The sequence below is a fragment of the Pseudobacillus sp. FSL P4-0506 genome (genome assembly GCF_038003025.1).
Classification (GTDB): domain Bacteria; phylum Bacillota; class Bacilli; order Bacillales; family Domibacillaceae; genus Pseudobacillus.
Genome location: NZ_JBBOOI010000001.1, coordinates 3662845 through 3676149, shown reverse-complemented (window position 1 = coordinate 3676149; position 13305 = coordinate 3662845). Strand labels below are relative to the sequence as shown.

General features: G+C 42.6%; 13 protein-coding genes and 3 riboswitches. Of the genes, 11 read left to right on the top strand and 2 right to left on the bottom strand.

Annotated elements, in window-relative coordinates; all coding sequences use genetic code 11:
• Nucleotides 1-295: 295 nt before the first annotated feature.
• Nucleotides 296-547 (bottom strand): hypothetical protein, encoded by a 252-nt coding sequence (locus tag MKZ02_RS18150; RefSeq protein ID WP_340855007.1) that lies wholly within the window; start codon nt 545-547, stop codon nt 296-298.
• Between the two features lie 217 nt (nt 548-764).
• Between MKZ02_RS18150 and MKZ02_RS18145 the strand changes: the two genes are divergently transcribed.
• From MKZ02_RS18145 to thiW, 10 genes are all read left to right on the top strand, one after another.
• Nucleotides 765-1610: a MurR/RpiR family transcriptional regulator gene (locus tag MKZ02_RS18145; protein ID WP_340855004.1), complete on the top strand. Its 846-nt coding sequence runs from the start codon at nt 765-767 to the stop codon at nt 1608-1610.
• Between the two features lie 72 nt (nt 1611-1682).
• Complete coding sequence (locus MKZ02_RS18140) at nt 1683-2813, top strand: M20 peptidase aminoacylase family protein (RefSeq protein WP_340855001.1); 1131 nt, start codon at nt 1683-1685, stop codon at nt 2811-2813.
• A 6-nt stretch (nt 2814-2819) separates the two neighbouring features.
• Nucleotides 2820-3650, top strand: coding sequence for a GNAT family N-acetyltransferase (locus MKZ02_RS18135; protein WP_340854998.1), 831 nt, complete (start codon nt 2820-2822; stop codon nt 3648-3650).
• Nucleotides 3647-4756 carry an o-succinylbenzoate synthase gene (menC, locus tag MKZ02_RS18130; protein WP_340854996.1) on the top strand — a complete coding sequence of 370 codons (1110 nt, stop codon included), beginning with the start codon at nt 3647-3649 and terminating at the stop codon, nt 4754-4756. Before MKZ02_RS18135 ends, menC begins: the two co-directional genes overlap by 4 nt.
• Nucleotides 4757-4851: 95 nt before the next feature.
• Nucleotides 4852-5925 (top strand): YkvI family membrane protein, encoded by a 1074-nt coding sequence (locus MKZ02_RS18125; protein ID WP_340854992.1) that lies wholly within the window; start codon nt 4852-4854, stop codon nt 5923-5925.
• Nucleotides 5926-6124: 199 nt separating this feature from the next.
• Nucleotides 6125-7009 (top strand): superoxide dismutase, encoded by an 885-nt coding sequence (locus MKZ02_RS18120; RefSeq protein ID WP_340854988.1) that lies wholly within the window; start codon nt 6125-6127, stop codon nt 7007-7009.
• Between the two features lie 52 nt (nt 7010-7061).
• Nucleotides 7062-7254: riboswitch (cobalamin riboswitch) on the top strand.
• Between the two features lie 247 nt (nt 7255-7501).
• A complete protein-coding gene (locus MKZ02_RS18115; protein WP_340856451.1) occupies nt 7502-8524 on the top strand; it encodes a FecCD family ABC transporter permease in 1023 nt (340 codons plus the stop codon).
• Nucleotides 8521-9288, top strand: coding sequence for an ABC transporter ATP-binding protein (locus MKZ02_RS18110; RefSeq protein WP_340854985.1), 768 nt, complete (start codon nt 8521-8523; stop codon nt 9286-9288). The genes MKZ02_RS18115 and MKZ02_RS18110 overlap by 4 nt, the downstream gene beginning before the upstream one ends.
• 15 nt (nt 9289-9303) lie before the next feature.
• Nucleotides 9304-10266, top strand: coding sequence for an ABC transporter substrate-binding protein (locus MKZ02_RS18105; RefSeq protein WP_340854982.1), 963 nt, complete (start codon nt 9304-9306; stop codon nt 10264-10266).
• Between the two features lie 71 nt (nt 10267-10337).
• Nucleotides 10338-10446, top strand: a riboswitch (TPP riboswitch).
• A 62-nt stretch (nt 10447-10508) separates the two neighbouring features.
• Nucleotides 10509-11006 (top strand): energy coupling factor transporter S component ThiW, encoded by a 498-nt coding sequence (thiW, locus tag MKZ02_RS18100; protein WP_120036843.1) that lies wholly within the window; start codon nt 10509-10511, stop codon nt 11004-11006.
• On the opposite strand, the gene MKZ02_RS18095 is transcribed toward thiW, so the two are convergent.
• Nucleotides 11003-11410, bottom strand: a complete 408-nt coding sequence (locus tag MKZ02_RS18095) for a hypothetical protein (RefSeq protein WP_120036845.1) — start codon at nt 11408-11410, stop codon at nt 11003-11005. The genes thiW and MKZ02_RS18095 overlap by 4 nt on opposite strands.
• Nucleotides 11411-11720: 310 nt before the next feature.
• Nucleotides 11721-11825: riboswitch (TPP riboswitch) on the top strand.
• Nucleotides 11826-11952: 127 nt separating this feature from the next.
• Between MKZ02_RS18095 and MKZ02_RS18090 the strand changes: the two genes are divergently transcribed.
• The gene (locus MKZ02_RS18090; protein WP_340854978.1) at nt 11953-13233 is read left to right on the top strand and encodes an acetylornithine deacetylase; all 1281 of its coding nucleotides are present in this window, start codon (nt 11953-11955) and stop codon (nt 13231-13233) included.
• The last annotated feature ends 72 nt before the right edge of the window (nt 13234-13305 follow it).

Genomic DNA, 13305 nt, shown 5'->3' with positions numbered 1-13305 from the left:
TTCCGTATATTAGTTGACCTCTAGGCTAGTTTTTCTTTTCTTCCCTTTTTTATACTAAGGCTCTGTTAAAGATGAATATTGTTTTTTCCATCGTTGATTGCAACGGAAGGCAGCGACTCCAGCGGGAAAAGAGCGTCCTGGTGAGAGCCCGCAAGCGCGCATGCGACGAGGAGGGTCACAGACTGCCCGCGGAAAGCGTCCGCCTGCAGTGAAAATCAACACGCAAGTATAACAGAGCCTGTACTAAAAAAGCTCTGCACCGTATTTTAGTAAAATACGGTGCAGAGCTGTTCTGTTAATTTCCGTCCATTTTTGTATCTTCCTTATCAATACCTGGATCTTCTTCTCTTTCATCTTCCTCAGAATTGCCATCATTTTCGGCATTTTTTTCAGTGGAACCACCTTGATTATCTTCATCTTCCTCAACTTTATCCGTCGGCTCCTCCATTACTGGTTTTTCTTCTTCTGATTCATTGCCGCTGCATGCTCCCAGAAGCATGACAGTAAGGAAGGGTCCAGCTGCTAGTTTTACCCACTTTGACTGCATATTTTCTCTCCTTTCTAGCGAAGTTCATTGCTTTCTCTTTTCCCTGATTGTCTAAAAATATTCTTCGTTTTTTTAGGAAGTGTGTTTTTACGAAATTATCTGAAAAAAAATCCCTTGTTAATAAACAAAAATTGTGATAATTTATATTCTATTATGAAGCATAAGCTTCACCGAAAACAAAAATGTTGTTTACGCTTCAATTTAGGGAGAAGTGGACATGGAAATATTAGCTAAAGTAAAAGAAAGATATGCTTCCTTGTCAAAAGGTCAGCAAAAGGTAGGGAAATACGTTCTTGATTTTCCTGAAAAAATTGCTTTATTGTCTGCGAGTGAAGTGGGCAAACAAATTGCTGTCAGCGAAACAACAGTTATTCGTTTTTGTTATTCGCTCGAGTTACAGGGCTATGCTCATCTGCAATCCATTATTCGCGAATACCTTATTCAGCATAAAAGCAGCTTAAACCGCTATTATTCTTCCAAGATGGAAATGGCTCAGGAGCCTCATTTCTTCGCTCAAGTGATGGAAAAGGATGCGGAGAACATCCAAAGAGCTATTGATACTATTAAGGAAGAAGACGTTCAGCTGGCTGTTAGCAGGATAATGGAAGCAGGCAAGCTTTTTTTGACAGGAATGAGAACCTCCTTTGCTCCCGCTCAATGGCTTGCTTTTACATTGGGCCTTGTACGGGATGAGGTGAAGTTAGTGCAGCCTGGGATTGATGACCTTGTAACTGTCCTACAAAGTATGAATGAACATTCGGTTTTTATTGCCATCACTTTTCATAGATATGTGAAGGAGACGGTTCAAATAGCAGAGAAGGCAAAGGAACGGGGAGCGTTTGTTATAAGCTTGACCGATTCTGGACTAGCACCGATCACTGAATTCAGCGACCTAACTTTTGCTATAGGAAGCCAGGAGCGATCGACTCTGGATGTTTTTCCTCCGCTGTTTTCCTTGCTTAATGCCATAATGGCAAGCTTGTATGTTCAATACCCAGAGGAAGTAAAGGAGCGACAGCGAAAATATGAACAGGTAAATGCCGATCATCTATTTTATTATTGATCGATCATTAATTACTTAAAATAGAAAAAACTGAATATTCATTGTTTTGTATCGGTAGAAAGGAAGTTTTTTATGAAAAAGCAGCTTGAACAACTAAAACCAGCTATACGGCAATTATATGATTATTTGCATTCTCATCCGGAAATTAGCTGGCAGGAAGTCAACACAACCGCTTTTTTAACCAATTATTTAACAAATGAAGGGTTCACGGTAAGAACGTTTGATGACTGTCCAGGTCTCATTGTAGAAATGGGCCAAGGGAAACCGGCAGTTGGACTACGCTGTGATATTGATGCTCTCTGGCAGGAAGTCAACGGCCGATTTCAAGCCAATCATTCGTGTGGCCATGATGCCCACATGACAATGGCTGTTGGTGCCTTATTATTACTGAAAAAAATAAATTATTACTTTCCTGGACGATTAGTCGTTATCTTTCAACCAGCTGAGGAAAAAGGAACCGGAGCCTTAAAAATGATAGAGAAGGGACTTATTGATGGCTTGGATTTTCTTTACGGTGTTCATCTGCGGCCCATTCAAGAGTTATCCTTTGGACAGGCTTCTCCGGGAATTCGGCATGGAGCAGCCAAGTTTATTGCTGGGGAAATTATTGGAGAAGATGCTCATGGTGCCAGGCCACATCTCGGAAAGAATGCCATTGAGATCGGTTCCTCGCTCATTCAAGCCATGCAGCAAATCCATATGGATCCGTCTATTCCTTATTCAGTGAAAATGACGAAATTTCAAAGTGGCGGTGAATCGAGTAATATTATTCCAGGAAAAGCGACCTTTTCAATTGATGTTCGCGCACAGACTAACGAAGTGATGGCAGCACTGACAGAGAAAATTGTTCAGGCATGCAAAGGAATAGAAGTTGTTCACGGAGCGTCTATTCATTTAGAAACAAAAGCCGAAACGGCAGCGGCTATCGTTTCAGAAGAAGCCTCTAATATAATGGAGAATGCGATCAGCAGAGTGCTGGGGGAAAAAAATGTCGTCCCGCCTATCGTGACAACTGGAGGAGAGGATTTTCATTTTTACACAGTGAAGCGGCCGGAAGTAAAGGCAGCGATGCTCGGATTAGGCTGTGATTTAAGCCCGGGTCTGCATCATCCTGAAATGACTTTTCAGATAGACGCTCTTTATCCAGGAATTGAGATATTGGCTGAAACAATTATACAAACGTTTGAACGGATGAAAGGGTGAAGAAACGTGCAAGATTACCATATTCGGTTATTTAATGATCGAACAGACTTTGAAAAAATGCAGCAGCTGGAAAGAGACACGTGGAATATGGAGCCGATTCCGATCCATCAAACGCTCACCGCCCATAAAAATGGCGGTTTGTTAGTAGGTGCTTTTCAAGAAGAACGATTAATTGGCTTTAGTTACAGCTTTGCTGGTTTTTCAAATGGCTCTTCTTACTTATGTTCGCATATGCTTGGCATCCATCCTGATTATCAAAAGCAAGGAATTGGTGAAGCGTTGAAAAACGCCCAAAAACAAGAGGCTTCTCGTCTTGGATATGAGCAGGTAACATGGACGTTCGATCCGCTCGAAAGCGTAAACGCTTATTTAAATTTAACGAAGCTTAAAGCTGTTTGTTCCACATATGAAGTGAATTGTTACGGTAAAATGGAGGATGGATTAAATGCCGGTCTTCCAACGGATCGATTGAAGGTGGATTGGTGGATTCAAAGTGATTACGTGAACACCTCCTTTACTTTTACAGAAGAAAAGGCAAAAGTTTTCGCAGAATATGAAAGAACAACAGAAGGATGGCCGAAAATGTCCCTCCATCATCCTGATTATTTAGAAAGAGAAGAGGCATTGCTCGTCCCGATTCCTCGAAAATTTCAAGAGATTAAAAGCCAATCATTTGATTTAGCTTTGGATTGGAGAATGAATACACGGAAAGTTTTTCTACAACTATTCGCTAACGGATATACAGCTGTAAAACTCATTCAACGTCCGCAAGAACTGGTGAACTATTATCTATTCATAAAGAATATTCAATTTGCAGGAAAGGAAGAGGAAAAATGAAATTAACAGAAATTATTTTACGTCATTTACAGATGGAAATGAAATTTCCTTTTACTACTAGCTTCGGAACCATCGAAAACAAAGAATTTATTCTCGTAGAGGTAAAAGATGAAGAGGGAGTATCCGGCTGGGGAGAATCTGTTGCTTTTGTCTCTCCTTCTTATAATGAAGAAACGCTAAAAACAAACTGGCATATGATAGAAGATTTCTTGATTCCTTTATTAAAAGGCAAAGAAATTTCTCATCCCGATGAAATTTCAGAGATATTTGAGCCGATCAGAAAAAATAACATGGCGAAATCGGCCATTGAAGGAGCGGTGTGGGATTTGCACGCTAAACGGGAAGGAATCCCGCTTTATGAGGCCCTAGGAGGAGACAATACAACGATTGATGTGGGGATTAGCATCGGTATTCAAGATACGGTGAATGATCTTTTAGCTATTATTAAAGAGCATGTTGAAGAGGGCTATAAACGAATCAAAGTGAAAATTAAGCCGGGCTGGGATGTTGATGTCATCAGAGAGATCCGTCGCTCTTTCCCAGATATCCAACTTATGGCTGATGCCAATTCAGCTTATCGTCTCGAGGACCTGCCAGAATTGAAGAAGCTAGACGAATTCAATTTAACAATGATTGAACAGCCGCTTGCATCGGATGATATCATTGACCATGCGGTTATTCAAAAAGAATTAAAAACACCGATTTGTCTGGATGAAAGCATTCATTCCTATGAAGATGCCAGAAAAGCTTTGCAGCTCGGCAGCTGTAAAATTATCAATATTAAAATTGGCCGTGTCGGTGGATTGACGGAATCTAAACGGATTCATGATTTATGCAAGGAGAACAATATTCCTGTTTGGTGCGGAGGAATGATTGAAGCGGGTGTAGGACGAGCGCATAATGTGGCATTAACTACCTTAAGTAATTTTACACTCCCGGGTGATACGGCTGCTTCTTCCCGTTATTGGGAGAAGGATATTGTCACACCAGAAGTAACAGTGCACGATGGGGTTATTCAAGTTCCGAACAAGCCAGGAATCGGCTATGATATTGATCTCGAAGCGGTGAAGCAATTTACATTGAAAGAAAAAGCCTATTCACTGTAATTTGGCGAGTATGACATTTAAGAAAACCTGGCATCAACAGGTTTTCTTGTCCACACCTAGTGAATTCAGAATATTCAAACGAAAGAGGGAGAAGAATGAAAAAAGCTTTTCAAATTGCAGGCGCATACATCGGAGTCATTGTAGGGGCAGGATTTGCTTCCGGACAGGAAATATTGCAATTTTTTACGAGCTTTGGATGGATTAGCATAGCAGGAACATGTATGGCTACTCTTCTATTTGCTTTTTTAGGCATGCAATTGCTGCAAATCGGCTCTCGTCTTAAAACCGATTCTCATAAAAATGTTATTTATTTAATTTGCGGGAAATGGATAGGGATGTTTGTTGATGCCCTTATCACCTTTTTCTTATTTGGCGTTGCGGCAGTAATGATTGCCGGCAGCGGATCGATTTTCGAACAGCAATTTGGTATCGCTCCTTTGTATGGAAGTCTTATAATGACGGTATTAACTGCTGTCACTCTATGTTTCAATTTTCAAAAAGTTATTTCGGCGATTAGTTTGATGACTCCCTTCCTATTTATCATGATTTTTATCGTTTTTATTTACTCTGTTTTCCGTTATGAAGGGAATGTTTCGGATATTTTTCAAATCAGCCAAACAGAAAATACGGCAGCCTCTCATTGGCTGATAGGAGCCATCTTATATGTATCGTACAACATTGCGGCTGGAGCAGCTATTTTGACATTGATGGGAGGAGCTGAAAAGAATGAGAGAACGGCTGGGCTTGGAGGTATTTTTGGAGGCATTGGCCTTGGCTTATTGATCTTATTAATTAATTTGACAATGCTTTTAGATTTCGGAGCCAGTCAGCAGGCCGCTATGCCGATTGTTCACATTGCCAATGATATTTCGCCAATCACAGGTTATTTTATGTCATTTGTATTGTTAGCGATGATTTATAATACGTCTGTCGGAATGATATATGCTTTTGCTGCGCGAATCGTACCGGCCCATCGTAAGTCTTTTACTCCGGCAGTAGTTATTTCTACATTGGCCGCTTTTCTGGCAAGCTTCGTCGGATTCGTTAAATTAGTAGGCACCTTGTATCCAATTGTTGGCTACCTCGGTTTGATCTTAATTATCGGTGTTATTTTCGCCTGGCTTAGATTTAAGCAACCATTTAAGAATGAAATGAAGATATCAAGCTAATAAGAAAGCTATCCACCAGTTAAGTGAACACCAACTGGTGGGCAGCTTTTTGTTTTGCCAAGGGATTGCATAGCCCCTCTTTCTTTTTTGATAACGGTCCTCTTCATTTGCTTTGTTAGGCAGAGGGAAGAGTATGAAAGAAGAACGCATATAAAAACAATGCATATGTTGAAATTACGAGCTGAAAGGAGGAGGGCAGATGGAGATATACCGCAGTTATTTAAAGGAAGCTAAAAAATGGTGTGAGGCTTTATGTGCTTTGCAGCATGAATTAATTGACCTTAATCAGGTGGAAAAGTGGAAAAACCAGGTAGAGAAGATGGATAATCGTTTATCGAATATGAAAGAAGAAGAGATTCATTTAATCCAAAGTGAGATTTTGGGATTAGATCAGGAGTGGCGCCAGCTTCATGAAGGGCTGTTTGCTGAAGAAAACGAAAAAGAGAAGGAGGAAGAGCGAGAAAGAGCTGAACAGGTTCCTATTGGCCGCCACAAACTTCCCCCTCTCCCCTATGCGTACAATGCTTTAGAGCCTTATATTGATGAAGAAACAATGAGGCTTCATCATGACCGGCATCATCAAAGCTATGTAGAAGGTTTGAATAAAGCAGAGCTGGAGCTGCAAAAGGCACGAAAAAATAATGACTTTGAGCTCGTCAAGCATTGGGAGAGAGAGCTTGCTTTCAATGGTGCCGGGCATTATTTACATTCGATCTTTTGGAGAATCATGTGCCCAAACGGAGGGGGAAAGCCTTCAAGTGAATTAAACCGAGAGATTTCCCGGTCGTTTGGCAGCTTCGATGGGTTTAAGAGACACTTCTCCAAAGCCGCCGAGAAAGTAGAGGGAGGGGGATGGGCCATTCTCGTATGGTCGCCGCAAGCTCAGCGATTAGAAATATTGCAAGCTGAAAAACATCAAAACTTAAGCCAATGGGATGTAGTTCCTTTACTTGTACTTGATGTTTGGGAACATGCTTACTACTTGAAATATAAAAATAAGCGTGCGGAGTATATTGATAATTGGTGGAACATTGTTTGTTGGGATGAAGTAGAGGGACGCATGAGAAAAGCGAGAGGGCATTGAAAAGGCATTGCCTATTCATGGAAACTATATTACACTGGTAAGCAATGAAAAACTTTATATAAGAGAACCGGGTGCCTTTGCAACAGACAGCAAAGGGTAACAGGGAATCGGGTGCAAATCCCGAGCGGTCCCGCCACTGTAATCGGAAAGTTTTTTTTTCATTGATGTCACTTGAGAAATCAGGGAAGACGAAAAAAGCGCGCAGATCCGTAAGCCAGGAGACCTACCCAGGTTTGATCCCCTATGATGCCTTCGCGGAAAGGAAAGGTGGCCGAAGACAAAGCAGTCTCTGTTGCTTTTTTGTGCTGTTTTCACACACCCAAGCCTTGTTCTTAGCGATAAGAACAGGGCTTTCTTTCTGTGCTGATAAAAAAGAGAGGAGATGGAACATTGAAGCTAGCGTTTGCAGGATGGATAAGAAAGAAAAGAGGATCATCCTTTGTTTTCTCAGCTGTTTTCCGCGCGAACAAGCAGGGTTATTTGTATTTACTCATGGGACTTGCTGTCTTCCTTTTATTTTCTATTACATGGTCTATTACTCTAGGGCCGGTTAATATGCCAGCTGTTACAGCATGGAAGATCATCCTTTCACATGCACCTTGGGTGGGCAATTACATAGAGGCAGACTGGAATAAGGCTCAGGAACACATAATTTGGAACATTCGGGTGCCGCGTGTATTGCTCGGAACTGTAACAGGAGCGGGTCTTGCAGTAGCAGGAGTTGTCATTCAGGCATTGGTACGAAATTCACTTGCCGATCCTTATATCTTAGGCGTATCTTCAGGTGCTTCAGTAGTAGCAACGCTCGTTATTTTATTTGGCGCTCTGCCTGTCTTTGGACAATATGCCTTAACTACTGGCGCTTTTACCGGTGCCATGATAGCAATGGGAGCCGTGTACATAATCGCCCAGGAAGGCGGAAAGATTCTCACGACACGCCTATTGCTGGCCGGTGTAGCTGTTTCGATGACGCTGTCCGCTGTAACCAATTTTATTGTGACATTAGCACCGAAAGAATCGGGGATTCGAGAAGTCATGTTTTGGATGATGGGTAGCCTTGCTGGAGCCAAGTGGGAACACTTAGCGATTCCGACGCTAATAATTGCTGGCAGTGTCCTCTTTTTATTATCTGCCTCTTCATCGTTGAATGCTTTGTTAATGGGGGAAGAAGCGGCAGGAACACTTGGAGTAAATACAGATGTTTTTCGAAAGATCCTTATTGTTGTTGCTTCTTTAATTACCGGTGCAGTAGTGGCAGTGAGTGGTTCTATTGGCTTTGTAGGATTAATGGTGCCTCATCTAGCCCGGCTATTGCTCGGTTCCGACCATAAGCGTGTGATTCCAGTTAGTGCACTGCTTGGCATGCTCGTTGTGATTTGGTCAGATACAGCAGCCCGCTTGCTGCTTGCGCCAGAGGAGCTGCCGATTGGTGTAGTTACCGCTTTTTGTGGAGGGCCATTTTTTATTTGGCTCTTGCGGCACAGCTCCTATTCGTTTGGGGGAGGCGGCCGATGAAACTACTCGTTGAGAATGTTAGTTATTCAGCAAACGGCAAGTTTATCATTGACGATATTTCACTACAAGCGGCTGATAAACAGTTCATTGGCGTTATTGGTCCTAATGGAAGTGGGAAATCCACTTTATTGAAGAACGCTTCTCGGATTTTAACACCAGATAGCGGAAAGGTATGGCTTAATGGCAAAGGGCTGCATGAAATGCCGGCAAAGCAAGCAGCAAAACAACTGGCTGTCGTAAGTCAAGAGGCTGCTGTGCCATTTGATTTTACCGTTGAAGAAATCGTAGCAATGGGCCGTCACCCTTATAAAAAATTTTTTCAACATGAAACAGAAGAGGACCGACAGATTATTCACGAATCTTTAGCTTATGTAGACATGGTCGAGTATGGCCAAAGTAGCTTTCAGCAGTTATCTGGGGGAGAAAAACAGCGGGTGTTTATTGCGAGAGCACTTGCTCAGAAGGCGGGCATGGTTATTCTTGATGAGCCAACCAACCATTTAGACATCAGACATCAGCTGCAACTGCTCGACCTTGTCAAAAAGCTGCCGATTACTGTTTTGGCTGCTCTGCATGATTTAAATCTGGCCGCGTTCTATTGCGACTATATATACGTTATGAATGGGGGACGCATGATTTGTTCTGGAACACCCTCAGCGGTTTTAAGCAAGGACATGCTGAAAGAAGTGTTTGGAGTAGATGGAGAGATCCAGATACATCCGCGGACAAACAAACCGCATATTACATTTTTGGCTCATGTGTGAAAAGGGGGAAACAAAATGATTAAAAAAAATATATGGATTTTAACTGGAGTTATTTGCATAGCTGCACTATGGGTCTTTGCGAGCTTCAATCATGAGAGTTCGAGTTCGGCCAGCAAAACGGCGGAGAAGATAACAGATGAATGGGGAACGGCAGCTGCACCAAAGAGAGCGGTAGCATTGAATCAGCATGCAACTGAAATCATGCTTGCGCTTGGGCTTGAAGACTCTATGGTAGGCACAGCTTATCTGGATGATCGCATTCTTCCCGAATTGGAGGAGGCGTATAGAAAAGTGCCAGTATTGGCGGCACAGTACCCGTCCAAAGAAGTGTTTTTTGCTGCTGAACCTGATTTTGCTTATGCCGGGTGGAAAAGTGCCTTCACAGAAAAGACTCTCGGCACCCCGGAAGAGCTGGAGGCCGCAGGTATTCCTGTTTATGTTCAGCAGTCTTCTAGCAAAACATCCCCGACATTGGAAGATGTATATACCGACATTAAAAATATCGGAAAGATTTTTCACATCGAAAAGCGAGCGGAAAATCTTGTTAGTTCAATGAAAAAAGAAATAGACGAAACAGTTCAGCAAATTGGGACTGTTAGTCTGCCATTAAAAGTATTTGTCTATGACAGCGGAGAAGACAAACCGCTTACTGCTGCCAATACCTATTTAACAAAATTGATTGAAAAGGCGGGGGCAAAAAACATTTTCCAGGATGTGAATAAGGGGTGGACGAGTGTGAGCTGGGAAGCGGTAATCGAGCGCAATCCAGATGTTATTGTCATTATGGATTACGGGGATCAAACGGCAGAGCAAAAGAAAAAATTTCTGCTCTCAAAAAAAGAATTGGCTGATGTAGAGGCTATTGAAAATAACCGAATTATAACTATGCCTTTGTCGGCTGGTGCGGAAGGCATACGTGCACCATTAGCACTGAAGACATTAGCAGAAGGCCTTTATCCGGAAAAGTTTTCAAAATAAAAAGAGAATCTTACTGACGCCTCTTTCCATTTTCATCATTTCCATCTATAATAAAAGAGAAGTTAATATTAAGAAGCTACTAGAGGTGCCTGTTAGAGGCTGAGAGAAAAGCACATGGCTTTTCAACTCTTTGAACCTGATCTGGTTGATACCAGCGTAGGAAAGTAGATTATTTATCACTATTTTACTTACTGCAGCCGTATCCAGATGAGGATGCGGCTTTTTCGTATGGGGGAATGCGAATGAATCGAGTACAAAAAATGGCTTATATGGCTTTATTTACTGCGATTGCCACCTTCGGCTCTTCGCTAGTCTGGTTTCCCGCCGGTGTAGCGAAGGCTTACCCTGTCCAGCATGCGGTAAATGTCATTGCCGGTGTGCTGCTTGGCCCGGGGCCGGCGGTAATGATCGCCTTTGTTACTGGTTTATTAAGAAATTTAATGGGAACCGGTTCACTTCTAGCATTTCCGGGAGGCATGATTGGTGCATTTCTCGCCGGCTATATTTATCAAAAAACAAGCCGAACATGGGCCGCTTCTATCGGAGAAATGACTGGGTCAGGAATCATTGCTCCTTTATTTGCCGTTCCCTATGCAAAGATATTGATGGGAACAGCGGCTGGTGCTTTTTTCTTCTTGCCAGCTTTTCTCGTCAGCAGCTTGTCAGGATCAATTATCGGTCTCTTGCTCGTAAGGCGACTAGTTAAATTGAACGCATGGAAATATCGGTTAGAGCCTTAACGCCACCGAAGGGCAATAGCCAACTTGCAGCATTCTAAGTTTGCTGCAGTGGTTCTGAGCTCAATTCGGAAGGAATCAGGGTTAAATGAAATATTTGTTTTTCTTGATATACCAGCTGATCGCACCAGCCGTTCCACTTCTTGCCGATTGGCAGCCTGGGCAGCAGTCATTAATCGAAGAGCAAAGTCGCTGCTATCTGTTAATTTATTTAACAGCAAATTTGTTTCATTCAGCAGCTGCTTGATTGATTGAGCGGATTGTTTAAATAAAGCAGGATTCACTTCAGGATAAGGCCTTAAGGACGGAGGATGACATGAGGCCACTGGTTGAAGGGCTCGATGGTGAGGATAAGTGCCTGCAAACGGGGCCATGTAAAGATTTTGAAACGGATAAGAATAATACAACCCGGTGTCACTCCTTCCTAAAAAGTAAGACTTCTCAGCCATTAACAAATGCTTGCTTTCTTCGTTATCTGTTTTACTGTAGAACTCATGACCCGATGGCCACTTCGTTCCGTATGAGGTGACGGTCCTTGCAAGATGATTTTTTCCAATTAGCCTGATGTGTACAGAGGAGTCTTTATCTTTAGCCTCTTCTATTAATATACGGCTATTGGGAAAAATAAATGATCAATACTATCTATTTAAATAGCATAAATTTTATTGAAAATTACTGGTGATTACGATCAAGCTAACAGCAGAATCTAATTGAATAGTTGGTCCTTGGGGGTGCTTGCAAAAGCTGAGAGAGGTAAATGGCCTCAACCCTTATTACCTGAACTGGATAATGCCAGCGGAGGGAAGAGGTCGTATCCTGATATTGAACTGCAGTCTTTCTAATCCTGCAGCAAGATAAAAAATTATACAGCCGCTTCCCTTGATGAGGAGCGGTTTTTTTACGTGTAGGTAATAATATTAGTCTACATGTCAATAGAGAGGGGATGGCTATGGAAAAAAAGCTAGATATACTCCTGGAACAAGTGGAGCGCCGTCAGGAAGAGATCGTTCATTTATTGAAGAAGCTGATCTCTTTCGAAACGCCTGCTCCTCCGGCACGAAATACTGCAGAAGCCCAGTCGTTTATAGCTGATTTTTTAAAAGGCTTAGATTTTTCGGTAGATAGATGGGACGTGCACCCAAATGACCCGAATGTTGTTGGAAGATGGCCAGGGACAGATGCTGAGAAGTACCAAAGTTTAATTATTAATGGACATATAGACGTGGCAGAAATACATGAAGATGAGGGGTGGGAAGCCGATCCATTTCAGGCTGTTGTCAAGGAGGGATCAGTGATTGGACGCGGGGCCGCTGACATGAAAGGAGGGCTTGCTGGTGCTTTATTCGCTTTACAGCTGCTCCATGATGCAGGAATGACGCTTCCGGGGGACGTGCTTTTTCAATCGGTTATCGGTGAAGAGGTAGGTGAAGCTGGTACGCTGGAGTGCTGCAAACGGGGCTATAAAGCGGACTTTGCGGTAGTTGTTGATACGAGTGATCTACATATACAAGGGCAGGGAGGCGTGATTACAGGCTGGATTACTTTAAAAAGCAACCAAACGTATCACGATGCGACTCGAAGAAATATGGTACATGCCGGCGGAAAGTTGTTTGGAGCCAGTGCTATAGAAAAAATGATGAAAATCATTGAAGGGCTGCAGGAATTGGAGCGCCACTGGGCGGTAACTAAAAGCTATCCAGGATTTTCGCCGGGGACAAATACAATTAATCCCGCTGTTATTGAAGGCGGGAGACACGCCGCTTTTATTGCCGACGAATGCCGGCTTTGGATTACTGTTCACTATTATCCCAATGAAACCTATGAACAGGTAGCTAAGGAGGTGGAAGATCATATTCGTCATGTAGCAAACGGAGATGTATGGATGAGGCATAACCCTCCTTCATTTAAGTGGGGTGGCACATCAATGATTGAAGAAAGGGGAGAAGTGTTTCCTTCTTTTGAAGTAGATGGGAGTCACGCTGCTGTACAAATTCTCACCCAGTCTCACTCAGATGTGCTTGGTAAGGCTCCGATGATTGATATTTCCCCAACTGTTACAGATGGGGGATGGCTTGCTGATTCCGGTATTCCTACCGTTATCTATGGACCGGGGGATTTAATGAATGCTCATTCGATCAATGAGCAGCTGTCGATTGAACAGCTTGTCGATTACACGAAAGTGATTTTGTCGTTTATCTACACTTGGTGTCACACACCGAAGCATGGATAGGTAAGATGAATACTCTGGGTTGTGAACAGCTATAGGCACAACAGAAATATGTATAGATGATCTTTAGAGGAG

Bases quoted from the DNA above. Each gene is read 5' to 3' on its own strand.
- MKZ02_RS18090 (WP_340854978.1), top strand. From the start codon at position 11,953: ATGGAAAAAAAGCTAGATATACTCCTGGAACAAGTGGAGCGCCGTCAG.
- MKZ02_RS18115 (WP_340856451.1), top strand. From the start codon at position 7,502: ATGGGACTTGCTGTCTTCCTTTTATTTTCTATTACATGGTCTATTACT.
- MKZ02_RS18120 (WP_340854988.1), top strand. From the start codon at position 6,125: ATGGAGATATACCGCAGTTATTTAAAGGAAGCTAAAAAATGGTGTGAG.
- MKZ02_RS18125 (WP_340854992.1), top strand. From the start codon at position 4,852: ATGAAAAAAGCTTTTCAAATTGCAGGCGCATACATCGGAGTCATTGTA.
- thiW (WP_120036843.1), top strand. From the start codon at position 10,509: ATGAATCGAGTACAAAAAATGGCTTATATGGCTTTATTTACTGCGATT.
- MKZ02_RS18105 (WP_340854982.1), top strand. From the start codon at position 9,304: ATGATTAAAAAAAATATATGGATTTTAACTGGAGTTATTTGCATAGCT.
- MKZ02_RS18150 (WP_340855007.1), bottom strand. From the start codon at position 547: ATGCAGTCAAAGTGGGTAAAACTAGCAGCTGGACCCTTCCTTACTGTC.
- MKZ02_RS18140 (WP_340855001.1), top strand. From the start codon at position 1,683: ATGAAAAAGCAGCTTGAACAACTAAAACCAGCTATACGGCAATTATAT.
- menC (WP_340854996.1), top strand. From the start codon at position 3,647: ATGAAATTAACAGAAATTATTTTACGTCATTTACAGATGGAAATGAAA.
- MKZ02_RS18145 (WP_340855004.1), top strand. From the start codon at position 765: ATGGAAATATTAGCTAAAGTAAAAGAAAGATATGCTTCCTTGTCAAAA.
- MKZ02_RS18110 (WP_340854985.1), top strand. From the start codon at position 8,521: ATGAAACTACTCGTTGAGAATGTTAGTTATTCAGCAAACGGCAAGTTT.